The sequence below is a fragment of the Anaerococcus sp. C0059F3 genome, assembly GCF_056590475.1.
Genome location: NZ_JBWPWE010000003.1, coordinates 80327 through 100775, shown reverse-complemented (window position 1 = coordinate 100775; position 20449 = coordinate 80327). Strand labels below are relative to the sequence as shown.

The following is a 20449-nucleotide window of genomic DNA, read 5'->3' as shown; positions in this document are numbered from 1 at the left end:
CAGCCTATTTATTGAATATTAAGAGTTTTTACGTTTGTAATCCAGCTATTAGCGCTCTTAGTTGTTGTATCAATTATAACGAGTGTTCCGTAAGAAGGATTGTATTCGACAATTGGCTCACCGTCTATTTTATAAACCAAATAGACCCTATCTACTTCTAAGGCAAGAGACATAGGAAATCTATTTGAATTTCCATCTGTGTCCTCTATTGAAATAGTAGGCCTCTCTCTTAAGTTATAGTCAAGGCTTCCTATTAATTTCTCTAGTGAAACGCCTTCGATTTTTACTTTTTCTAGACCGTTATTTACATAAACTTCTTTTTTACTGCCAGCTTTTTTCTTAAGTTCTCTTATAGAATACGACTTTATTTCATCACCATTTCCCTTAAGAATCACAATATCATTATCGTATTTAGCCATATTCATATCATCTAGTCTTCCCTTTAGAAAAATACCAAGAATTATTAGTACTAAGATAAAGGCAGCAAATAAAAATAAATTATACTTATTTTTTCTTAAAAATTTATTCATAAAGATTATTTACCAGTAGATCCAAAGCCACCTTCGCCTCTTTCGCTATCGGCAAGATCATTGACTTTTTGTATTTCGCATTGCATATATGGTTGAATAACTAGTTGGGCTAGTCTGTCTCCATTTTCTATAATTTGTTTTTCTTCACCGTAATTATAGAAGAAAATCATAAGTTCTCCCCTGTAGTCCGAATCAATGATACCCACAGTATTTGCAAGCATTAGATGTTTTTTAACACCAGTTGAAGACCTTGGGTAAACCGCCCCAAAATATCCTTCTGGAATTTCTACATAGACTCCTGTATGTATTTTGACTGTTTCTTTAGCTTTTATTATAATATCCTCGTCGCTTTTGCAATATAAATCTATTCCTGCTGAATGTTTTGTTGCGTAAGCTGGGATTTGACCTTCAGTTTTTATTTTTAAAATGTTTTCTTTCATTTAACTCACCTTCCTAAATTAATATACCAATTTTAGCCACACTTTACAATTGAAAGTATAGTATTAGAAAGGAGTAAATATGGAAAATATAACAAAACGTTTTTTAAAGTATATTTCATTTGACACTAAAAGTGATCCAGAAAAAGGTGAAGTACAAAAACCATCGACAGATGGCCAACTAGTGCTTGCAAAAGAATTAAAAAAAGAATTAGAAGAATTAGGTCTAAATGCTGACATTAATGAGGAAGGCTTTGTTTTTGCAAAAATACCTGCAAATTCTAATAAAAACTTGCCAAAAATAGGTTTTATTTCTCACATGGACACATCACCAGAGATGTATGGAAAAATTGATAATCCACAAATAATTAAATATGAAGGTGGAGATATAAAGTTAAATGATACAAAATCTATAAGGGTAGAAGACTTCCCTTATCTAGAAAAATTAAAAGGAACAACACTAATTACTACCAGGGGTGAATCTCTTCTAGGAGCCGACGATAAAGCTGGAATAGCAGCTATTATGACCGCAATAGAATATATTGTCAATAACCCTGATTTCAAACACGGAGAAATTAGGATTGCCTTTACACCAGATGAAGAAATAGGTACTGGATGTGATAGCTTCGATGTAAAGAAATTCGATGCTGATTTTGCCTACACTATTGATGGTGGTATCCTCGGTGAACTAGAATATGAATCATTTAATGCTGCTGATGCTAAAGTGACTATTCATGGCAAGTCTATCCACCCAGGTTCTGCTAAAAACACTATGATTAACTCTATAAGCATTGCAAATGAGTTTGATAGCTTATTAGGTTCTGTAAGGCGTCCTGAGCATACAGAAGGATATGAGGGCTTTTTTCACCTATTAAGTATTAATGGTGATATTGAAACAACTAAGATGGAATATATTATCCGTGATCATGATAGAGAAATCTTTGAAAAAATGAAAGAAGAGATTAAAAACAACGCTGAGTTTTTAAATAAAAGATATGGTGATATTATTGATATTAAAATCTCAGATAGCTATTATAATATGGGTGATATTATAAAAGAACATATGAATATAGTAAATTATGCGAAAAAAGCTATGGAAAATCTAGATATCAAACCTCTTATTAGCCCAATTAGAGGTGGTACAGATGGCTCAAAATTATCATTTATGGGTCTACCTTGTCCAAACATTTTCACTGGAGGTATGAATTTCCACGGCATATATGAGCTAATCCCTATTGAACATATGGAAAAAGCTAGCCAAGTAATTATTGAAATCATTAGACTTATAGAGGGGTCTAACTAAGAAAAGGATTGTAAATTTTCCTGAAATGTGTTATTATATTCGTATAGGAAATACATAACGCATTAATAAAAAGGAGATATTATGGCAAACCAAAAAATTTCAAATGATAATCAATACAGAGGAAATGAAGAACTTGACAGAAAAATTAGAGAAGAAAATAAGGAAACCGGCGGTGAATCTCTAGATAAAAAACTAGGTCCAGACCAAGAAAACCTTAGATCAATCTCTGATGAAGCTGATGAAAACTCTAACGTTGGCGCAGAAGCTAGAAGAACTAGAGCTGATTTTTCTGAAAATCCATCTGAAGACTAATAAAATATAAAAAGCTAGCCAAATGGCTAGCTTTTTTAGTCCCCTATTTTCTTTCTAAGAATATCTCCATTTTCTAGTGGAAGATCAATTTTTATTTTTAAAATTTGCTTTGGTTGATTGGCTACTTCTATTTCTTCTCCCTTTTCATCTTCCATATAATCGATAGTTAGGGTATAAAAGTCCTTACTATTACCAAAAATTTCTATTTCATCTCCCTTAAAGAACCTATTTCTTTGCTCAATTGTTGCAATCTTAGATTCATTATCATAATCAATAACTACGCCTATAAAGTCATAATTTCTGATATATGAAGATGAGCCATAAATTTGATCATTCTCATCAGGTTTATTATAGAAAAATCCCTTGGTAAAATGTCTGTGGCTAGCCTTATTAATTTCTTCAAAGTATTTCTTACTTACTTCCTTGCTGAAGTTTCCTTCATAGTAGCTATCTATAACTTGTCTGTATGACCTAATTACAGTTGCCACATAAAAAGGTGTCTTCATTCTACCTTCAATCTTAAAGCTATCGATACCAGCTTCAATTAGCTTATCTACTTCGTCAATCAAACAAAGGTCCTTAGAATTCATTATAAAAGTGCCACCCTTACCATCTTCTTCTATTGGAAAATATTCCCCGGGTCTGGTTTCTTCTTGGAGTGAATACTTCCACCTACATGGTTGAGCACAATCTCCCCTATTTGCATCGCGACCTGTCATATATGAAGATAATAAACACCTACCAGAATATGAAATGCACATAGCCCCATGAATGAAACATTCTATTTCCATATCTTCAGGTGTATTCTTTCTAATTTCTGTAATTTCTTTAAGTGAAAGTTCACGGGCAAGAATTATTCTCTTAGCTCCCATTTCATACCAGAAATTAACAGTTGCAGAGTTTGTAACAGATGCCTGAGTTGAAATGTGCAAATCAATATCAGTATGTTTTTTAGCAAGAGAAAAAATACCTGGATCTGATATTATTAGGGCATCAATACCAATTGTATTAAGGTTTTCTAAATATTCCACTATACCGTCCATATCACCATCATGAGGCATGATATTCATGGTTACATGGACCCTAACACCTCTTTCATGAGCATAGGCTACGGCTTTTTTTAATTCATCATTATTAAAGTTTTTTGCATTGGCTCTTAAGCCAAAATTATCTCCTGCTAGATAAACTGCATCTGCGCCAAACTTAATAGCAGTTTTTAATTTTTCAAAATCCCCAGCGGGGCCAAGTAGTTCCACTTTTTTATCTGTCATTATCTCTCCTAACACTTAAGGTAAGCCCGTCGCCTATGGGAATCACAGATGTTGTAAATTCCTCTAAATCCGTTATGTAGGCTAGGAAATTCCTAAGTCTTTTAACTAAAGTATTCTTTCTTTTTTCCATTATATCATCATTACAAACTTCGCCTCTAAATAAGACATTATCTGCAATTATTATTCCACCTTTATTAAGAAGTTTGCTAGTAATCTTAAAATAATCTAAATATCTTGATTTATTAGCATCTATAAAAACAAAATCAAAGCCTTGATCAATAGTTCTCAAGGCTTTCATTGCGTCATCATTAATAAGATTGACGTTAACATTATATTTTTTAAAATTATTTCTAGCGATTTCTGCTGTAGCCGTATCTAATTCTATAGTTGTTATATCTGCCCCAGTGTACTTTTTAAAGCAAAGTGAAGAATAACCTATAGCAGTTCCTATTTCTAAGATTTTTTTAGGCTTAGCTATTTGAAGGATGCTTATAATAAGCTCCTTGGTTTGGCTATTCATAATCGGAACATCATTTTCTATAGCATATTTTCTTAAATCTACAAAATCAGTATCGTTAAGCAAATCTTCTATAAAAAGGGAAGTATATTCGTAATTAATATTTCCCATCTTCTATCTCTGATATTACAGGTAGAATCATTGGGTCTCTACCCAGTTCGTTATAAATATAAGATTTTAAATCTTCTCTAATTTGATATTTAATTTGACTTAGAGCCTTAATATCTTGTTTTTTGCACTTATTTATTGATCTTAATACAACATCTTTAGCATTCTCTATTATATCTTGGTTTTCTTTAACATAAACAAAACCACGTGATACAATTTCAGGTCCAGCTAAAAGTTCTTGTGTATGTCTATCAAAAGTAATTGAAACAACCATTAGTCCATCTTCTGATAGGTGTTTTCTATCTTTAAGGACGATATTACCAACATCACCAATACCAGATCCATCAACTAAAACATTTCCTGCTTGAACTTTTCCTTTTATTCCTGCAGACTTCTTTGTAAATTCGATGATATCTCCATTTTCACATATAAAGATATTTTCTTTTGGCTGACCCATATCTTGGGCTATATCAGAATGTTTTTGTAATTGTCTAATCTCACCATGGGCAGGAATTAAGTATGTTGGTGTAATTAATTGGTACATTAATTTAATTTCTTCCTGGCAAGCGTGACCTGAAGCGTGAACTTTAGCAAGTGAAGAATAAATAATCTTACAACCAATCTTTGTCAAGTTGTTGATTGTAGTATTTATAGCCATTTCATTGCCTGGAATGGCTGATGATGATAGGATAACCATATCTGTTTCATTCAAGGTAATTTGTCTATGCTCTTTATTTGCCATTCTTGTAAGTGCGCTTAGAGGCTCCCCTTGAGTACCTGTTGATAGAATTACTAGCTCGTCATCAGCATATTTTTTGATAGCTTTCATGTCGATTAAGGTATTTTTCTTTATTTTTAGATAACCTAACTCGTTTGCAATCCTAACATTATTTAGCATTGACCTACCAGATAGGGCAACTTTTCTATTGTATTTTTCTGCAGCGGTAATTATTTGTTGGACTCTGTGAAGGTTTGATGCAAATGTTGCAACAATTATCCTTGATTTAGCTTGTCCAAATATCTTAACAAAAGTCTCACCAACGACTTTTTCACTTAAAGAAAATCCTTCTCTTTCTACATTTGTAGAATCTGCGAATAGAGCAAGGACTCCTTTTTTACCAAGTTCTGCAAGCCTTTGGATGTCAGTTGGATCATTGTCAATTGGTGTAAAGTCCATCTTAAAGTCACCTGTAAATATTACAGTTCCAATTGGAGATTTTACCGCTATAGCACAAGCATCAGGAATAGAGTGGCTTACTCTTATAAATTCAGCGCTTAAACTACCAACTTTAACAGTATTATTAACATTGACCATCTTAATCTTATTAGGATTTAGACCATGTTCTTTAAATTTATTTTCAAGAAGACCCTTAGTAAGTTTAGAGCAATATACGTTTGTATCCACATTTTTCAAAAAATATGGAATAGCGCCTACGTGGTCTTCGTGTCCGTGGGTTACAAATATGCCTCTTAATTTATTTTTGTTTTCTTCAACATAGGTAAAATCTGGGATAACTATGTCAACTCCAAGCATTTCTTCATCTGGAAATGTTAGACCGCAGTCTATCATTATCATGTCGTTGCCATATTCAACCAGTGTACAGTTTTTACCTACTTCATGTAATCCACCTATTGGGATTATTCTTAATTTTTTTTCATTTGTCATTATTTCTCCTTATTATTCTGACAATCGGAACAGATTCCATAAATCCTTAAAGAATAATAAGATAAATCAAAATCGAAATTTTTCTTAAGAGAATTTTTAACATCTTCAAAAGATAAAAACTCATCTTCTAGAATTTTCCCACAAGAAGTACAGATAATATGATCGTGGTGATCACTTTTTGGATCTATTATCTCATAAGTGTAGGCCTGATCGGTAAACTCTTGTTTATTAACTATACCTAGCTCTTCAAAAATATTTAAAGTTCTGTAAATAGTCGCAATACCTACTTGCTTATGGTCCTCATGGACTATAGAAAATAGCTGTTCTGGTGTTAGGTGTTTTTCTGAAGAGTTTTTTAAAACATTAAATATCAATTCTCTTTGCTTAGTGAATTTTTGGTTGTTTTTTTCAAAAATCTTTCTTACTTCTTCAATGTTCATCATTCTCTCTTTTCATCTCTTCATAAAATTCTATAATTTCATCTAGTTCTTTCTGATCTTCAATCGTTTTAAAGCTTATTACATCACTTGTATTGTAAACCTCAACGATCATAATCATGTCATCCCCTACTTGTTCAAGGGCGGCATAATTCTTATCATCTATTCCGAATGTATCTAATATATTAAATTCAACTTCATTATTATTTTCATCCAGTAAAAAGATACTATCCATTATTACTCCTGTCTAAATAACTTTGCAATATAAAACTTGCAGCAATTTTATCAATATGGGTTTTCCTATTTTCACGTCTAACGTCCATATCGATGAGAACAGATTCTGATTGAACTGTAGTTAATCTTTCATCTTCATAGACAATTTCTGTGTCTATTCTTTTCTTAATTAGGTCAACAAAACTCATGACCTTCATTGATTGAGGGCCAATAGAATTATTCATATTTTTAGGAAGACCAACTACTATTAATGAGATATCTTTTTCATTAACAATTTCTTCAATCCTGTCTATATCAAATTTTGCCTTAGTTCTTTTTATTGTTTCAAAAGGTTGAGCGGTTAAAAGCATAGGGTCGCTCAAAGCGACACCTACTGTTTTATCCCCAACATCTAGTCCCATTATCCTAGTCATTGATGTAATTATTTAGTAATTCTTCTAAAATTTTATCTCTATCAACTGCCCTAATAAGCTTTCTGGCATTATTATGAGCGGTTATATAAGTTGGATCTCCAGATAGTAAATATCCTACTATTTGAGAATTTGGTTTATAACCTTTATCTTCTAAAGCCTTGTAAACTGTTGTAAGAATCTCTCTAATGTTATTCTTTTCTATATCTTCTCTTTTGAAAAGCATAGTTTCATTAAGCTTATTATTGTCAGTCATTCCCTACTCCTTTATAATTTCGTAAGCCCTTTCAAGTGCTTTGGCTAAGGCAGATAAATCACTTCCACCTGCTTGGGCGAAATTCTTTCTACCACCGCCATTACCACCAGTAATTTGAGCAATTTCTCTAACAATTTTGCCAGCGTTATACTTATCTGTTAAATTATCATCTACAGACACTGTAAATACAACTTTATCGGTTACTGCAGCAAAGATAATAATTAAATTATCGTATTCAGTCTTTAACCTATTTTCTAAATCACGTAATTCGTCAATGCTAATATTATCAAACTTAGCAATTAGTAAGTTAACTCCGTTGATATTTTTAATCTTGCCCTTAAGTTCACTATATATGTCTTTATTTGACTGAGACTTAAGTCTTTTTATTTCAGTATCTTTAGATTCAATTTCAGATTTTAGTGAATTTATTCTTGATGAAATATTGTTTACTTTTGCGTCAAGCCTTTGGGCAATATTTTTAATTGTGTTTTCTTTTTTGATTAAATCTTCATAAACTGCTCTACCGGTTATAGCTTCAATTCTTCTGACACCAGCAGCTGCAGATGTTTCTGATTTAATTTTAAATATTAACACTTCTGCTGTGTTATTTACATGACAACCGCCACAAAGTTCTATTGAGTAATCACCCATAGATACGACTCTAACAACATCTTTGTATTTATCCTCAAATAGAGCCACAGCTCCTAACTCTTCAGATTTTTTATAATCCATATATTCTTTTTTAACAGGAAGTTGTTCTCTTATTTTGGCGTTAATTTCATCTTCAAGAGCTCTTAATTCTTCATAGCTAAGAGCTTTGTTGTAGGTAAAGTCAAACCTTAATTTGTCTTCATCTACCAAAGATCCTGCTTGCTTGATGTCTTGTTTTAAAACGTTCTTGAGAGCTTTATCAAGTAAGTGTGTTGCTGAGTGATTTCTTTGAATATCTAATCTTCTTTCAAGGTCGATAACAAATTCAGCCTCTGAATCTGTTCTAAGTTCTCCTTCAGTCACTTCTACATAGTGGAATATAATATCATTTTTCTTTTGAACATCAACAACTTTAGCTAAGGCTTCTGAAGTTTTGATATACCCTGTATCAGCAACTTCTCCACCGCCTTCTGGATAAAATGAAGTCTTATTACTTATTACTATACCTTTACCAGGTGCTTTTATCGAAGATTTCTCTTCCCCATCTTCAAATATAGCAAGGATATTTGCTTTTATATCGAAGTTATCATATCCAACAAATTCTGTTTTTTCAAGATGGTCTGTTATTATGTTGTCGTGTCTATGGTTGTTATCAGTTTTTCTAGCATTTCTTGCAAGATTTCTCTGATTTTCCATTTCGTCTTCAAATTTTACTTCGTCTACTTCAAAGTTTTTCTCTTCTAAGATTTCCTTAGTTAAGTCTAATGGGAATCCAAAAGTATCATAAAGTTTGAAAGCCTCACTACCATCTAAAACTTTTTGATTGTTCTTTTCCATGTCAGAAATTAAATCGTCTAGTTTTTCAAGACCTTGGTTAATAGTCCTTTGGAATCTATCTTCTTCATCGCTAATAACTTGGTGGATATTATCCATATTTGTAATTAATTCATCATATTCAACTTTATAGGTTTCTATTACCTTATCTACGATTTTATTTAGGAAAGGTCCTTCGATGCCAAGAAGTTTTCCGTGTCTGTAAGCTCTCCTGATGAGTCTTCTTAAGACATAGCCACGTTTTTCATTTGATGGTATTACGCCATCAGATACTAAAAATGTCATAGCCTTAGCGTGGTCAGCTATTACTCTTATTGATACGTCATCAGCCTTATTGGTCTTATATGTTTTTCCAGATAGTTTTTCGATTTCGGAAATAATTTCTTTCATTACGTCTATTTCGAAAATGTTATCTTTTCCTTGAAGAATCATGGCAATTCTTTCAAGTCCCATACCTGTATCTATATTTGGATGGCTTAAATTAGTATAGTTGCCTTGATTATCCTTGTTAAATTGAGTGAAAACCAAGTTCCATACTTCCATGAACCTATCAGAATCATCATTTCCTGGTTGGTTATCATTTTCATCAACAGCTCTTTCGGCACCTCTATCAACATAAATTTCTGAGCATGGACCGCATGGACCTACCTCAAGTTCCCAGAAGTTATCCTCTTTTCCTTGTCTTAAAATTCTCTCAGCTGGCATTCCTATTTCATCATGCCAAATATTGTAGGCTTCATCGTCATCGTGGAATACTGTAACCCAAAGATCATTCTTATTTATTTCAAGTTTTTTGGTTAGAAATTCATAAGCCCAGCTAATTGCTTCTCTTTTAAAATAATCTCCAAATGAGAAGTTTCCAAGCATTTCAAAAAATGTACCATGACGTTCAGTTTTACCAACTCTTTCGATATCACCAGTTCTTACACATCTTTGTGAAGAAGTAGCTCTGTTGTTTTTCATCTTAAGTTCACCAGTAAAGTACTTTTTAAGAGGTGCCATACCAGCGTTAATTAATAAAAGTGTATCGTCATCAATTGGTGTTAGAGGAAATGATTTTAATAATGTGTGATTTTTCTCATTTCCAAAAAATTCTAAATAGCTTTTTCTAAGCTCATTCATTCCTAAGTTCTTCATTAGTTCTCCTTAAATTTCATGTTTAACAATATTATCCAAAGTAATGGAATCTATAGCTTGGTTAATTAAGTAATCTAGTTTGGTAAATAGGTCATAGGCGTCACATTTATCGTCACAAATTACTTTGCCGCTTACACAATCACTTGTTGTCATGTCACCCTCTAAACTTCTTAAAACTTGACCTATTGTTATGTTTTCTAAATCACTATTAATTTTATATCCACCCTTTGGTCCTCTGCTTGACTTAATCAAGCCATCTTTTTTTAACATCCTAACTAGTTGTTCTAAATAATTTTCAGATAAATTTAAATTTTCACTTATTTCAGAGACAGGTATAAAACCCTTGTCTTGGTTTTCAGCTATATAACAAATTGCTCTTAATCCATACCTACCTCTAGTAGATAATTTCATATATACCCCTATACTGTAATCAAATCTTTCATAGCTTCAAAATACTTATCACCTATGCCACTTACATTTTTTATATCTTCGATTTTTGTAAATTTATTTTCTTGCCTATAGTCTAGGATGGCTTGAGCTCTTTTCTCACCAATATTAGGTAAGGTCATCAACTCTTCCTTACTAGCCAAGTTTATATTTATCTTTTGGCCTGAAGACTTTTGATTAGTAGATGTAACTTCTCCCATGGCTAGATTGGTATTATCAGCATTTATGTTTTGATTCTCATCAATATTAGGTATGTATATTTTCATCTGATCTTCCAACCTTAAAGCTAGATTTATTGCATTTATATCTGCTTTTTCGGTAAAACCTCCAGCTCTTTTGACAAGATCATCTAATCTATCTCCATCTTTTATATCATATACACCAGAGTTTTTAACTTCTCCAGAAATATATACTTTCTTATCTTCGGTAGACAAATCATTTGAAGAGGTTTCTTTGTTTTTCATATCATCTAAATTTTCATTATCAGGCTTAGACATTACGATTTCGTCTTCGTTTTTATTAAAAATATCTTTAAACCCAGCATTAGAAAAAACATTTGCGACAAGAAAAGCAAGGAAAATTACACCTGCAAAAATGATTTTATCTTTCCTATCCTTAGGCATATAAACTCCTATAAAAGGTGGGAGAGATTAATTCTCCCACAAATTATCTAAATCATAAAACTTTCTTTGCTTTTGTGTGAAGATGTGTACTATTATGTCCCCAGCATCTATTAGAATCCATTCTCCCTCACGAAGTCCTTCATTAGATAAAAGTTCATAACCTTCTTTATGAAGATTTTCTTCTATATAATCAGCTAAGGCCCTAGTTTGGTTTATAGAATTACCTGTAGCTATGACAAAGTAGTCTGCAACAGATGAGTCTTCTAATTTTATGACATTTACATCTTCAGCTAATTTATCTTCTAATGTTTTAACTATTATGTCTAATTTTTCCATTTTTCTCCTCAATCAAGTAATTTCTTGCTTCAAAGCTTAAGGGATTTATCAAAGCCTTCTTGCTTATCAAAAATATTATGTTGCTATCCAAAAGATTTAGCATAGCTTTATTTAGGCTTTCAAATGCTAATTTTCTAATCTTATCGATGCCTTCAAAATCTCTAGCTGGCTCAATTGCATCAGCGATGAAAATAATTTTTTCTAAATCACTCATATCAGGTCGACCAGTTGTATGATATTCGATAGCTTTTAAAACATCCCTATCATATATATTATACACTTTTTTTGCGACTTCTGCTCCTAAAAATGAATGTAGTACAGGATCTTTAATCGAAGATACCGGATAGATAGAAAAATCAATATTGTATTTTTTTATATAGGCTTCTTCGTTATATTTTGCGCAGTCATGAATAAGACCAGCTAGGTAGGCTTTCTTTGGATCTAGTCCATAATTATCTGCAAGTTTAACTGCAGTCTCCGCAACCCTTAAGCTATGCTTGAATCTTTTTTCACCTATATCATTTATCAACTTATTTTGAATATCTTTCATCTTATTCATATAAATTCCTATTTTTTATAATATACTCAACTTCGTCTTTAACCAGGTACTTTAAACTCTTATCTTTTTTAGCTAAAGACCTAATCAAAGTTGAAGAAATATTTATATTTAAGATAGCTATGAGGTAAATATTAGGATTATCTTTGCGGACTTTTTCAACTTTCTTAACAAGTGGACTGTCCTTTTCTATGCCTTCTCTGGCGAATACTATGATATTAAAACCAAGTATTTTTTTGTAATTTCTCCAAGAATCTATAGTCATAAATGAATCTTCTCCCATGATATAAAATATTTCATGAGCTTCTAAATTTTTTGTGAAATATTCCAAGGTATCATGGGTATACCTAACTATATTATTTGAAGATTCAAAAGTAGATAAAATTATTTTTGGATTATCCTTTATAGCTTCAGCAACCATCTCTACCCTGATATCTGCCTTAGTCTTATCTTTGTGTTTTTTGTGGGGTGGATTTGAGCTTGGCAGAATAATCACCCTGTCTAATTTCATTTCATTAATTGCATTTTCAATTACAATTAGATGACCAAGATGGATTGGATCAAAAGTCCCACCATATAAACCTATTCTCATTACAAATTATAAAGGTTGTTATCACTTTTCCTATAGATTGTAAAAATCGAACCTATATGTGAAATAAATTCACAGTTTAGTTTTTCAACTATAGTGTCAATAATATAATCTGCGTCGTCCAGATTATTATTTAATATTTTTACTTTTATCAATTCTCTGGCTTCAAGTGCTTCATCAATTGCCTCAAGTAATTGGTCTGATAATGATAGTTTTCCGATATTAATTATTGGTTTAAAATCATGAGCTTCTTGTTTTAATCTTGCTCTTTGTTTACCTGTTAACATATATCCTCCTATTCGTAATATTCAAAGACAATATCACCTACAGCAACACTATCTCCGTCTTCTATTCCCATTTCTTTTAATTTATCAAATACTTCCATCTCTCTTAAGGTTGATTCAAAATAAATCATAGAATCATAGTCATCAATATTGACTTTCTTTAAGAGATTGTCCACTCTTTTTCCATAAACAAGGTAGATTTCATTTTCTTTTTTGATATTTAAGTCAAAGTCAATTTCTTTATTATAGAAATCTTCTAGGAAATTTTCATCAACTTCTTCATATAAAGCAAATTCCTCTTGATTAGATTTTTCAAGTTCTTCTGTAACATAGTCGATCATTTCCTTAATACCTGTTGTTGTAGCGGCAGAAATCTTAAATATCATGTAATCTTTTCCATACGCTTCAATAAATTTAGAAGCATTATCGTTATAATCCAGTTCCGACTTATTTAAAGCTACTATCATAGTTTTTTCAGATAATTTTTCATTGTAGAGCTTTAATTCCTTATTTATTAGTTCAAAGTCTTCTATAGGATTTCTACCCTCAAGTCCTGAAATATCTACAAGATGAATTAAAATTCTGCATCTTTCAATGTGCCTTAAAAAGTCATGACCAAGTCCTGTGCCTTCACTTGCACCCTCTATTAGACCTGCTATATCGGCTACAATAAAGCTTCTTTCATGGTCAACATTAACAACCCCAAGGTTTGGATCAATTGTTGTAAAATGATAATTTGCTATCTTTGGTTTTGCTTTTGTTATTACTGAAAGAAGTGTAGATTTGCCCACATTAGGAAGTCCTACTAGTCCTACATCTGCGAGAACTTTAAGCTCAAAAATAACTTCGATTTCTTGGCCTTTTTTTCCTGACTCAGCAAATCTTGGTGCTTGTCTAATTGAGTTTTTGAAGTGAACATTTCCACGTCCTCCTCTACCACCCTTGGCTATTAAAAATTCCTCACCATCTTTTTTCATATCTTTAATGATGGTATTAGACTCTGCCTCTCTGATTATAGTGCCAACAGGAACTGGTATATAAAGATCTTCGCCTTTTTTTCCAAACTTTTTGCTCTTACCACCTTGTTCACCATTATCTGCTTTAAAATTTTTCTTATATCTAAATTCATCAAGGGTAGATAGGTTTCTAGTTGCTCTAATAATAATCGAGCCGCCATCACCACCGTCGCCTCCTGCTGGTCCACCAGTAGGTTCGTACTTTTCCCTTCTCCAGGCAACAGCACCGTTACCGCCATCTCCTGCCTTGATACTTATTTTTGCTATATCAATCATAGTTTTCCTTTCATAAAAAAAGGCTTGCCAAAGGCAAGCTTAATTTTTTATCAATTATTGTGCATAAACAGATACTTGTTTTCTGCTTTTGCCTTTTCTTTCAAATTTTACAACACCTTCACATGATGCATAAAGAGTATCATCAGCACCTCTCTTAACATTGTTACCTGGGTGGATTTTTGTTCCTCTTTGTCTAACAATGATTGTTCCAGCGTTTACAAACTGGCCATCAGCTCTTTTGACACCAAGTCTTTTTGCATTTGAGTCTCTACCGTTTTTAGATGAAGAAACTCCTTTTTTACTTGAAAATCTTTGTAAATTAATATTTAATATCATAATTTCTCCTTATAATTTAATTTTACGTAGCTGCTATAGTTACCTAAAAGTGTTTCAATCCCGATCTTAAAATAATCAAAAATGACATCCGTATCCCTATTTGGATTTTTAATTTCTACTGACATGGTTATTTCATCATCAGAAAAATTGACATCATCGAGATATTTATCAAGACTATTTACACAGCTATAGGCAAGAATAGTTACAGCTGAACATACAAGGTCTTTGCCGTACTCATCATATTCCGCATGACCTTTTATCTCAAAACCTACTATTTCGTCTTTTTTATTGATTAATAAATCAATATTAATCATTAAAGACTTATGCTATTAATTTTTACTAAAGTATAAGGTTGTCTGTGGCCGTGTTTTTTTCTATATTGTTTTTTAGGTTTATATTTATAAACAACAATTTTCTTATCTTTATTTTGATCTTCAACTGTTGCTGATACCTTAGCACCTTCTACTAGTGGAGAACCTACTTTAAGTTCACCATCGTTAGATACTAATAGTACTTGATCAAAATCTACAGTCTCACCAACTTCGTAAGCAAGTTTTTCAACTCTTACTAAGTCACCTTCTGATACTTTGTATTGTTTTCCACCTGTCTTAATAATTGCGTACATGGAAAGCCTCCTATTTTTAATATTCTCGCCAGCATTCGGGGATCAGAGCCCTAGCTGAGCGGTCTACTCATATATATTACTCTCAATTATGACTTTGTCAAGCAATTTCAATAATTTCCATATTGTTGATTGCATCATTTTCTAAGGCTTCTATATCAAGATTTTCTTCCGATAATTTTATATAAGATAGTTTTGGTTTTGTGACTGGCTTATCAGGTGCAAAAATTGAACAACAATCATCATATGGTTCTATTGACTTATCATACGAACCAATTTTCATTGATATATCGATGATATCTTTCTTGTCCATTGCTATTAACGGCCTTAAGATTGGACTTTCTGATGAATCATTTATTACTGCAACCGACTCAATAGTTTGACTTGCAACTTGTCCTAAAGATTCTCCTGTAATTAGGGCTTGATAATCATTTACTTCAGAAATCTTATTAGCAATTCTCATCATAAACCTTCTTGATAAAATAGTTGTTTCTCGCCTATCACAATTTTGATTTATTGCCTTGTAAATATTTGCTAGATTTACTGAATATATTCTCATTTTTCCAGTATAGGCAGACATGATTTCAGCTAGATCTATAGCTTTTTGTAGGGCTCTCTTTGAGGTGAAAGGATAAGAATGGAAGTGAATACAATCAATTTTCATTCCTCTTTTTGCCACCATAAATCCAGCAACTGGCGAATCAATTCCTCCTGATAATAAAAGAAGTCCCCTACCAGAAGAGCCAATTGGAAGTCCACCAAGACCTTCAAATCTCTTTGAATAAACATAAACATTATCTTTTACATCAATAAAAACTTTGAAATCAGGATTGTGAACATCCACCCTTAAGTTTGGAAAATCTCTTAAAATAAATCCTCCAATCTTAGCAGATAGTTCTGGTGACTTATATTCAAAAGCTTTATCCGTTCTTTTTGTCTCTACTTTGAAAGTATAAGGTCTATCTGAAAAATACTTTTCAAGGTCAACTTTGCAAGCATCATATATACTTTCAATATTTTTTTCTGTTTTTATAGCGTAAGCAACATAAGAAATCCCAAAAACTTTTAAAATATTATCTTTGATTTTTTCAAAATCTTTTTCATCAGCCCTTATATAAAGTTTAGAAGATTCTGAATACATATCCTTATACGGAATATCTCTTATATTTCTTTTTATATTATCAATAGCTGTTTTGTAGAAAATATGCCTATTTTTCCCCTTTAGAAATATTTCTCCAAAACTAACTGCTAACATCCATTCCATTAAATTACCATCCTTATCATTTCTATACTGTCTTTTAAAACTTTTAATGTAAAATCCAAATCTTTTTTTGTTATTTCGTTTGAAAAAGAAAACCTAATTGCTCCATCCATATACTTTTTATCAATGCCTAAGGCAGATAAAACCCTGCTATATTGACCTTTCGAGCAGGCAGAGCCGCTTGATACATAAATCTCTTCTTCTTCTAACATATGAAGTAGAACTTCTGATTTTATATTTGAAAAGGCAACATCTAATATGTATGGAGAAGAATTCTCAACTGGTGAAATTATATACGAATCCTTGATATTCTCTTTAATTAATTTTCTTAAGTAATGATTTAATTCCTCTATATAGGTGTATTCATTAGATTCTATTTGCTTCTTTAGGGCAATCCCACAAGCATAAATTGCAGGTGGATTGTTTGTGCCTGATGAAAAAACTTCTTGGTAGCCTCCGTCTAGAAGAGGCTTTATTTTTCCTTGAATATTCTTCCTAATATATAAACCGCCTAGCTGTTTTGGTCCGTGAAATTTATGAGCAGAAAAACTCATCATGTCGATACCAAGGTCTTCTACATCACATGAGATCTTTCCCATTGCTTGGGTTGCATCAATATGGATTACTATATCCTTATTAAAACCCTTAATAATTTTAGAAAGATTTTTAATATCTTGAATTGTTCCTATTTCATTATTCACATATATAAAAGAAACAAATGTCACTTTGTTGTCTAATTTTATTTTAAGATCGTCTTCATCTATGAAACCATAATTATCGTTTGAAATGTATCTAACTTCATCAAAATGTGAGTTCTTAAATGTATTATAAACTGATGAGTGTTCAATCTTACTAGTAATAGCAAGTCCATCAAAAGATTTTATAGCGATGTTATTTGACTCTGTAGCTGACTTTGTAAAAAATATTTCTGATTCACTCGCAGATATTAATTTGCCTATATATTTTTTTGTTTCCTTAATTAAGTTTTCTGCATCCATCCCATATGAATGAAGAGCGCTAGGATTAGCAAAATGATTTTTACAAGCATCTACATAAGCTTCAATTGCCTCATCATACATTTTTGTAGTAGCAGCATTATCTAAATATATCATATATACTCCTTAATTATATTATTATATTAGAGCTTGCAAAGATTACAAGATAGTTAGGATTTTACTGATATTAAGAAGATTTAAATAGTATAATGCTTATATGATAAGCAAAAAAATTAAAATTAGCGGAGCAAAAATAAATAATAAGGACCTTGTTTTAGATATTGAAACAACTGGGCTTGATTTTAAAAGAGATAAATTGGTTCTTTTGGGTCTCGTAAAAAAAGAAAATAGCGAAACATATATTCACCAGTACTTTGCAGAAACAGATGATGAGGAAATTAGGATTTTAAAAATATTCCTTAGGGAAATAAAAGGCAAAAAGCTTATAACATTTAATGGTGATAACTTTGACATCCCATTTCTAAATTCAAGGCTCATTGCCCATAAACTAATACCTATATTTCCTGAAGATAGCTTAGATATATATAAAATTATAAAATGGAATTCTAAGTTTTTTTCCTATGATTCAATGAAACTTATGGATATAGAAAAATTAATAGGAATAGAAAGAGATGACCCTAGCCGATATAAGGTCATTAGCAAGCTTACAGATGATATAATCACAAGAAATAAACCCTACCCTATTCTAAAACATAACGAAAATGATCTAATAGCTACTGAAGCACTATCTGACTTAGAAGATTTCTACATTAATAAACTATCTATAAATTCTAAAATAGGTAAATTTTGGATTGTAAAGGCAAATATAAACAAAGATATTGGGAACTTCGAGTTTATATCAGAAAATGATTTAAAAGACCTATTTGTTGCTGAAAATAATTATCAGATTGTTATAAATGATAATACCATCAAACTTAACCTTCACGTATTATATGGACGTTTTGATGATAAAAATACTGGTTTTGTAAGCATTAATAACTTTAATCTAAAAAATTTTTCAAGCATTGAAATTAATGATAAGCTTTTAGTAATTAAAGAAAATTCAACTTATAACTATAAAAACATTCTAAATCTATGTAAAGAAATAATAGAGAATCACTATTGATTCTCTATTTTCCAATCTATTTCTTTTATATTATTTTTCTTTAAAAATTCATTAGTCTTTGAAAAAGGTTTTGACCCAAAAAATCCATGCCTAGCTGATAAGGGTGAAGGATGAGCTGATTCTATTATTAAATGTCTTTGATTTGTAATTAAAGACTTTTTACTCCTAGCAAAATTTCCCCAAAGTATAAATACTAGGGGATCTTTCCTTTCATTAAGAAGACTAATAATCTTATCAGTAAAAATCTGCCAACCTATAGATTTATGGGAATTTGGTTTTTTTTCTTCGACAGTAAGGCTAGCATTTAGTAATAGTACCCCCTGCTTTGCCCAAGAAATTAAAGAACCATTTGATGTCGGTTTTATACCCAAGTCAGTTTCCATTTCCTTGTAAATATTTCTCAATGATGGAGGAAGTTTTGCTCCTTCATTTACAGAAAAGGAAAGACCTTGAGCTTGACCATAATTATAATATGGGTCTTGACCAAGTATAACAACTTTTGTGTCCTTATAAGAGGAAAGCTCTAGGGCTTTAAAGATTTCTTCTCTTGGCGGATATATATTTTTTTCATAATAGGCCTTATCTAAAAAAGAATCTATTTTTTTGAAATACTCTTTTTCAAATTCATCTTTTAGTATAAGATCCCAATCGTTATTTATCTTCATGAATAAAAATTATATATACTATCATTAATCCACATCCCAAAGTTACAAATATATCCGCAACATTAAAGACTGGAAAAGAAAAAAATGAAAATTCTAAAAAATCAACAACAAAACCATTTACAAATCTATCATAAAAGTTTCCCAAAGCACCAGAAATAATCATTGCAAGGGCTGTATTTAAAATAGTAGGATTTGTCTTATAAGACTTATAAAAATAATATAGTAAATAACATACTATAGCTATAGTTATAATTAAAAAGAAAATTCTTTTATCCTGCAATATTCCAAAAGCTGCTCCTCTATTTTCTAGGTATGTTAGGTTAATGAAAGGGCCTTCTATTGGGTTTTCTATAAAATTGTTAACTGCATATATCTTACTAACTCTGTCTAAAACAAGTCCTAAGATAATAATTATTATATATATCATTTTACTTTCCTGTATATTATGTGATAATTACCTTTTTTGCTATAACCATCTATACTATCAAAAACAAATCTTCCAAACCTTCTGACAGAGATTAGGCATCCTTCATCGACTTGGTAGGATGGATCATCAATTATTTGAAAATCAACTTTAACCAGTCTTGCCTTCACAATTTCCTTAGCCTTGGTTCTTGATGTTGATAAAAATAAACTAAGTAAATTATCAAGCCTTAAACTAGAAACAAAACCATTGTATGAATCATAGCTAGGTACAATCAAGTCAAGCTGTGCATCCTCCTTAAATTTAAGATTTACACTTTCATTTTTAATCTTTGTTAGATTGAATTCTATAAAACTTGCCTGGTCAGTACTTATGACAAATTCAACTTTATTATCTAGGATAGAAATATCTCCAATATCATTCCTATTAATTCCTAGGCTTAAAAGTGCTCCTAAAACATCAGGGTGATGAATATCAGAAGCTTCAAATTCCAAAACACTGATGTAATTTGGCTCATATAGTGGTTCATAGTAATAGTTTGCAACAAAAATTTTTCTTTCAGCGTCAGGATTTCCACCCAAAAAGCAAATACCAATTGAATTTTTTTTAGCAATTTCTGCCAAAGTCTTTTGTTCAAAAGGATCTAAAAAGAAACTTTGAGTTTCTATTTTCTTATAAAAAGCCTTCTCTAAAATAGATAAGGCCTTTCTAATATTTGTTTTTTTCTGTTTGTCAGTGATATGATCTAAATTATATTCTAATGCCATAAAAACAAAAGATCGAACTTAAT

General features: G+C 31.4%; 28 protein-coding genes. 3 read left to right on the top strand and 25 right to left on the bottom strand.

Annotated features, from left to right (window positions below; genetic code table 11):
• Positions 1-8: 8 nt before the first annotated feature.
• Together AC1EJ5_RS02895 and dut are read right to left on the bottom strand one after the other, a co-directional pair.
• A complete protein-coding gene (locus AC1EJ5_RS02895; protein WP_223420360.1) occupies positions 9-530 on the bottom strand; it encodes a hypothetical protein in 522 nt (173 codons plus the stop codon).
• Between the two features lie 5 nt (positions 531-535).
• Positions 536-970, bottom strand: coding sequence for a dUTP diphosphatase (dut, locus tag AC1EJ5_RS02890; protein ID WP_479814418.1), 435 nt, complete (start codon positions 968-970; stop codon positions 536-538).
• 79 nt (positions 971-1049) lie between these two features.
• On the opposite strand from dut, the gene pepT reads away from it, so the two are divergent.
• Positions 1050-2270, top strand: coding sequence for a peptidase T (gene pepT / locus AC1EJ5_RS02885; RefSeq protein WP_479814416.1), 1221 nt, complete (start codon positions 1050-1052; stop codon positions 2268-2270).
• 81 nt (positions 2271-2351) lie between these two features.
• Positions 2352-2582: an elastin-binding protein EbpS gene (locus AC1EJ5_RS02880; protein ID WP_223420357.1), complete on the top strand. Its 231-nt coding sequence runs from the start codon at positions 2352-2354 to the stop codon at positions 2580-2582.
• A gap of 35 nt (positions 2583-2617) precedes the next feature.
• Here the strand turns inward: AC1EJ5_RS02880 and AC1EJ5_RS02875 are convergent, their stop codons facing one another.
• From AC1EJ5_RS02875 to AC1EJ5_RS02780, 20 genes are all read right to left on the bottom strand, one after another.
• Positions 2618-3853 carry a peptidase U32 family protein gene (locus AC1EJ5_RS02875; RefSeq protein WP_479814414.1) on the bottom strand — a complete coding sequence of 412 codons (1236 nt, stop codon included), beginning with the start codon at positions 3851-3853 and terminating at the stop codon, positions 2618-2620.
• Positions 3843-4481 (bottom strand): O-methyltransferase, encoded by a 639-nt coding sequence (locus tag AC1EJ5_RS02870; RefSeq protein WP_223420355.1) that lies wholly within the window; start codon positions 4479-4481, stop codon positions 3843-3845. The genes AC1EJ5_RS02875 and AC1EJ5_RS02870 overlap by 11 nt, the downstream gene beginning before the upstream one ends.
• Entirely contained in the window at positions 4468-6144 is a 1677-nt protein-coding gene (locus AC1EJ5_RS02865; protein ID WP_479814412.1) for a ribonuclease J, read from the bottom strand. The genes AC1EJ5_RS02870 and AC1EJ5_RS02865 overlap by 14 nt, the downstream gene beginning before the upstream one ends.
• Positions 6144-6584 (bottom strand): Fur family transcriptional regulator, encoded by a 441-nt coding sequence (locus AC1EJ5_RS02860; RefSeq protein WP_223420353.1) that lies wholly within the window; start codon positions 6582-6584, stop codon positions 6144-6146. The genes AC1EJ5_RS02865 and AC1EJ5_RS02860 overlap by 1 nt, the downstream gene beginning before the upstream one ends.
• On the bottom strand, positions 6574-6816 hold the full coding sequence (locus AC1EJ5_RS02855; protein WP_311480398.1) for a DUF1292 domain-containing protein: 243 nt from the start codon (positions 6814-6816) through the stop codon (positions 6574-6576). The genes AC1EJ5_RS02860 and AC1EJ5_RS02855 overlap by 11 nt, the downstream gene beginning before the upstream one ends.
• Positions 6809-7228: a Holliday junction resolvase RuvX gene (ruvX, locus tag AC1EJ5_RS02850; protein ID WP_311486224.1), complete on the bottom strand. Its 420-nt coding sequence runs from the start codon at positions 7226-7228 to the stop codon at positions 6809-6811. The genes AC1EJ5_RS02855 and ruvX overlap by 8 nt, the downstream gene beginning before the upstream one ends.
• The gene (locus AC1EJ5_RS02845) at positions 7221-7481 is read right to left on the bottom strand and encodes an IreB family regulatory phosphoprotein (RefSeq protein WP_223420350.1); all 261 of its coding nucleotides are present in this window, start codon (positions 7479-7481) and stop codon (positions 7221-7223) included. The genes ruvX and AC1EJ5_RS02845 overlap by 8 nt, the downstream gene beginning before the upstream one ends.
• A gap of 3 nt (positions 7482-7484) precedes the next feature.
• Complete coding sequence (gene alaS, locus AC1EJ5_RS02840; RefSeq protein ID WP_479814409.1) at positions 7485-10103, bottom strand: alanine--tRNA ligase; 2619 nt, start codon at positions 10101-10103, stop codon at positions 7485-7487.
• Positions 10104-10112: 9 nt separating this feature from the next.
• A complete protein-coding gene (locus tag AC1EJ5_RS02835; RefSeq protein WP_223420348.1) occupies positions 10113-10514 on the bottom strand; it encodes an RrF2 family transcriptional regulator in 402 nt (133 codons plus the stop codon).
• Positions 10515-10522: 8 nt separating this feature from the next.
• On the bottom strand, positions 10523-11173 hold the full coding sequence (locus AC1EJ5_RS02830; protein WP_479814407.1) for a helix-hairpin-helix domain-containing protein: 651 nt from the start codon (positions 11171-11173) through the stop codon (positions 10523-10525).
• A gap of 27 nt (positions 11174-11200) precedes the next feature.
• A complete protein-coding gene (rsfS, locus tag AC1EJ5_RS02825; protein WP_209771927.1) occupies positions 11201-11509 on the bottom strand; it encodes a ribosome silencing factor in 309 nt (102 codons plus the stop codon).
• Positions 11484-12068, bottom strand: a complete 585-nt coding sequence (yqeK, locus tag AC1EJ5_RS02820) for a bis(5'-nucleosyl)-tetraphosphatase (symmetrical) YqeK (protein WP_479814405.1) — start codon at positions 12066-12068, stop codon at positions 11484-11486. Before yqeK ends, rsfS begins: the two co-directional genes overlap by 26 nt.
• On the bottom strand, positions 12061-12657 hold the full coding sequence (nadD, locus tag AC1EJ5_RS02815) for a nicotinate (nicotinamide) nucleotide adenylyltransferase (protein ID WP_479814403.1): 597 nt from the start codon (positions 12655-12657) through the stop codon (positions 12061-12063). The genes yqeK and nadD overlap by 8 nt, the downstream gene beginning before the upstream one ends.
• Positions 12657-12941 carry a YhbY family RNA-binding protein gene (locus tag AC1EJ5_RS02810; protein ID WP_223420344.1) on the bottom strand — a complete coding sequence of 95 codons (285 nt, stop codon included), beginning with the start codon at positions 12939-12941 and terminating at the stop codon, positions 12657-12659. Before AC1EJ5_RS02810 ends, nadD begins: the two co-directional genes overlap by 1 nt.
• 8 nt (positions 12942-12949) lie before the next feature.
• Positions 12950-14230: a GTPase ObgE gene (gene obgE / locus AC1EJ5_RS02805; RefSeq protein WP_223420343.1), complete on the bottom strand. Its 1281-nt coding sequence runs from the start codon at positions 14228-14230 to the stop codon at positions 12950-12952.
• A 54-nt stretch (positions 14231-14284) separates the two neighbouring features.
• Positions 14285-14566 carry a 50S ribosomal protein L27 gene (gene rpmA / locus AC1EJ5_RS02800; RefSeq protein ID WP_263285032.1) on the bottom strand — a complete coding sequence of 94 codons (282 nt, stop codon included), beginning with the start codon at positions 14564-14566 and terminating at the stop codon, positions 14285-14287.
• The gene (locus AC1EJ5_RS02795; RefSeq protein ID WP_223420342.1) at positions 14563-14880 is read right to left on the bottom strand and encodes a ribosomal-processing cysteine protease Prp; all 318 of its coding nucleotides are present in this window, start codon (positions 14878-14880) and stop codon (positions 14563-14565) included. Before AC1EJ5_RS02795 ends, rpmA begins: the two co-directional genes overlap by 4 nt.
• Positions 14880-15191, bottom strand: coding sequence for a 50S ribosomal protein L21 (gene rplU, locus AC1EJ5_RS02790; protein ID WP_223420341.1), 312 nt, complete (start codon positions 15189-15191; stop codon positions 14880-14882). The genes AC1EJ5_RS02795 and rplU overlap by 1 nt, the downstream gene beginning before the upstream one ends.
• A gap of 97 nt (positions 15192-15288) precedes the next feature.
• Entirely contained in the window at positions 15289-16452 is a 1164-nt protein-coding gene (gene thiI / locus AC1EJ5_RS02785) for a tRNA uracil 4-sulfurtransferase ThiI (RefSeq protein WP_479814400.1), read from the bottom strand.
• On the bottom strand, positions 16452-17561 hold the full coding sequence (locus tag AC1EJ5_RS02780) for a cysteine desulfurase family protein (protein ID WP_479814398.1): 1110 nt from the start codon (positions 17559-17561) through the stop codon (positions 16452-16454). Before AC1EJ5_RS02780 ends, thiI begins: the two co-directional genes overlap by 1 nt.
• A 100-nt stretch (positions 17562-17661) precedes the next feature.
• On the opposite strand from AC1EJ5_RS02780, the gene AC1EJ5_RS02775 reads away from it, so the two are divergent.
• Positions 17662-18570: a ribonuclease H-like domain-containing protein gene (locus tag AC1EJ5_RS02775; protein ID WP_479814396.1), complete on the top strand. Its 909-nt coding sequence runs from the start codon at positions 17662-17664 to the stop codon at positions 18568-18570.
• Here the strand turns inward: AC1EJ5_RS02775 and AC1EJ5_RS02770 are convergent.
• From AC1EJ5_RS02770 to AC1EJ5_RS02760, 3 genes are read right to left on the bottom strand one after another with little or no spacing between them, the layout of a single operon-like run.
• The gene (locus tag AC1EJ5_RS02770) at positions 18564-19235 is read right to left on the bottom strand and encodes a uracil-DNA glycosylase (RefSeq protein WP_479814394.1); all 672 of its coding nucleotides are present in this window, start codon (positions 19233-19235) and stop codon (positions 18564-18566) included. The genes AC1EJ5_RS02775 and AC1EJ5_RS02770 overlap by 7 nt on opposite strands.
• On the bottom strand, positions 19222-19662 hold the full coding sequence (gene lspA, locus AC1EJ5_RS02765) for a signal peptidase II (RefSeq protein ID WP_311480385.1): 441 nt from the start codon (positions 19660-19662) through the stop codon (positions 19222-19224). The genes AC1EJ5_RS02770 and lspA overlap by 14 nt, the downstream gene beginning before the upstream one ends.
• A complete protein-coding gene (locus AC1EJ5_RS02760) occupies positions 19659-20426 on the bottom strand; it encodes a YlmH/Sll1252 family protein (RefSeq protein ID WP_479814392.1) in 768 nt (255 codons plus the stop codon). The genes lspA and AC1EJ5_RS02760 overlap by 4 nt, the downstream gene beginning before the upstream one ends.
• Positions 20427-20449: the final 23 nt, after the last annotated feature.

Excerpts from the sequence above, each read along its gene's own strand:
- rplU (WP_223420341.1), bottom strand. The coding sequence starts at position 15,191 with ATGTACGCAATTATTAAGACAGGTGGAAAACAATACAAAGTATCAGAA.
- AC1EJ5_RS02810 (WP_223420344.1), bottom strand. The coding sequence starts at position 12,941 with ATGTTAACAGGTAAACAAAGAGCAAGATTAAAACAAGAAGCTCATGAT.
- AC1EJ5_RS02830 (WP_479814407.1), bottom strand. The coding sequence starts at position 11,173 with ATGCCTAAGGATAGGAAAGATAAAATCATTTTTGCAGGTGTAATTTTC.
- alaS (WP_479814409.1), bottom strand. The coding sequence starts at position 10,103 with ATGAAGAACTTAGGAATGAATGAGCTTAGAAAAAGCTATTTAGAATTT.
- AC1EJ5_RS02875 (WP_479814414.1), bottom strand. The coding sequence starts at position 3,853 with ATGACAGATAAAAAAGTGGAACTACTTGGCCCCGCTGGGGATTTTGAA.
- AC1EJ5_RS02895 (WP_223420360.1), bottom strand. The coding sequence starts at position 530 with ATGAATAAATTTTTAAGAAAAAATAAGTATAATTTATTTTTATTTGCT.
- AC1EJ5_RS02835 (WP_223420348.1), bottom strand. The coding sequence starts at position 10,514 with ATGAAATTATCTACTAGAGGTAGGTATGGATTAAGAGCAATTTGTTAT.
- pepT (WP_479814416.1), top strand. The coding sequence starts at position 1,050 with ATGGAAAATATAACAAAACGTTTTTTAAAGTATATTTCATTTGACACT.
- AC1EJ5_RS02780 (WP_479814398.1), bottom strand. The coding sequence starts at position 17,561 with ATGATATATTTAGATAATGCTGCTACTACAAAAATGTATGATGAGGCA.
- AC1EJ5_RS02845 (WP_223420350.1), bottom strand. The coding sequence starts at position 7,481 with ATGACTGACAATAATAAGCTTAATGAAACTATGCTTTTCAAAAGAGAA.
- AC1EJ5_RS02880 (WP_223420357.1), top strand. The coding sequence starts at position 2,352 with ATGGCAAACCAAAAAATTTCAAATGATAATCAATACAGAGGAAATGAA.
- yqeK (WP_479814405.1), bottom strand. The coding sequence starts at position 12,068 with ATGAATAAGATGAAAGATATTCAAAATAAGTTGATAAATGATATAGGT.
- AC1EJ5_RS02860 (WP_223420353.1), bottom strand. The coding sequence starts at position 6,584 with ATGAACATTGAAGAAGTAAGAAAGATTTTTGAAAAAAACAACCAAAAA.
- AC1EJ5_RS02855 (WP_311480398.1), bottom strand. The coding sequence starts at position 6,816 with ATGGATAGTATCTTTTTACTGGATGAAAATAATAATGAAGTTGAATTT.
- ruvX (WP_311486224.1), bottom strand. The coding sequence starts at position 7,228 with ATGACTAGGATAATGGGACTAGATGTTGGGGATAAAACAGTAGGTGTC.
- thiI (WP_479814400.1), bottom strand. The coding sequence starts at position 16,452 with ATGGAATGGATGTTAGCAGTTAGTTTTGGAGAAATATTTCTAAAGGGG.
- AC1EJ5_RS02870 (WP_223420355.1), bottom strand. The coding sequence starts at position 4,481 with ATGGGAAATATTAATTACGAATATACTTCCCTTTTTATAGAAGATTTG.
- AC1EJ5_RS02760 (WP_479814392.1), bottom strand. The coding sequence starts at position 20,426 with ATGGCATTAGAATATAATTTAGATCATATCACTGACAAACAGAAAAAA.
- dut (WP_479814418.1), bottom strand. The coding sequence starts at position 970 with ATGAAAGAAAACATTTTAAAAATAAAAACTGAAGGTCAAATCCCAGCT.
- lspA (WP_311480385.1), bottom strand. The coding sequence starts at position 19,662 with ATGATATATATAATAATTATTATCTTAGGACTTGTTTTAGACAGAGTT.
- AC1EJ5_RS02775 (WP_479814396.1), top strand. The coding sequence starts at position 17,662 with ATGATAAGCAAAAAAATTAAAATTAGCGGAGCAAAAATAAATAATAAG.
- rsfS (WP_209771927.1), bottom strand. The coding sequence starts at position 11,509 with ATGGAAAAATTAGACATAATAGTTAAAACATTAGAAGATAAATTAGCT.
- nadD (WP_479814403.1), bottom strand. The coding sequence starts at position 12,657 with ATGAGAATAGGTTTATATGGTGGGACTTTTGATCCAATCCATCTTGGT.
- obgE (WP_223420343.1), bottom strand. The coding sequence starts at position 14,230 with ATGATTGATATAGCAAAAATAAGTATCAAGGCAGGAGATGGCGGTAAC.
- AC1EJ5_RS02865 (WP_479814412.1), bottom strand. The coding sequence starts at position 6,144 with ATGACAAATGAAAAAAAATTAAGAATAATCCCAATAGGTGGATTACAT.
- AC1EJ5_RS02770 (WP_479814394.1), bottom strand. The coding sequence starts at position 19,235 with ATGAAGATAAATAACGATTGGGATCTTATACTAAAAGATGAATTTGAA.
- rpmA (WP_263285032.1), bottom strand. The coding sequence starts at position 14,566 with ATGATATTAAATATTAATTTACAAAGATTTTCAAGTAAAAAAGGAGTT.
- AC1EJ5_RS02795 (WP_223420342.1), bottom strand. The coding sequence starts at position 14,880 with ATGATTAATATTGATTTATTAATCAATAAAAAAGACGAAATAGTAGGT.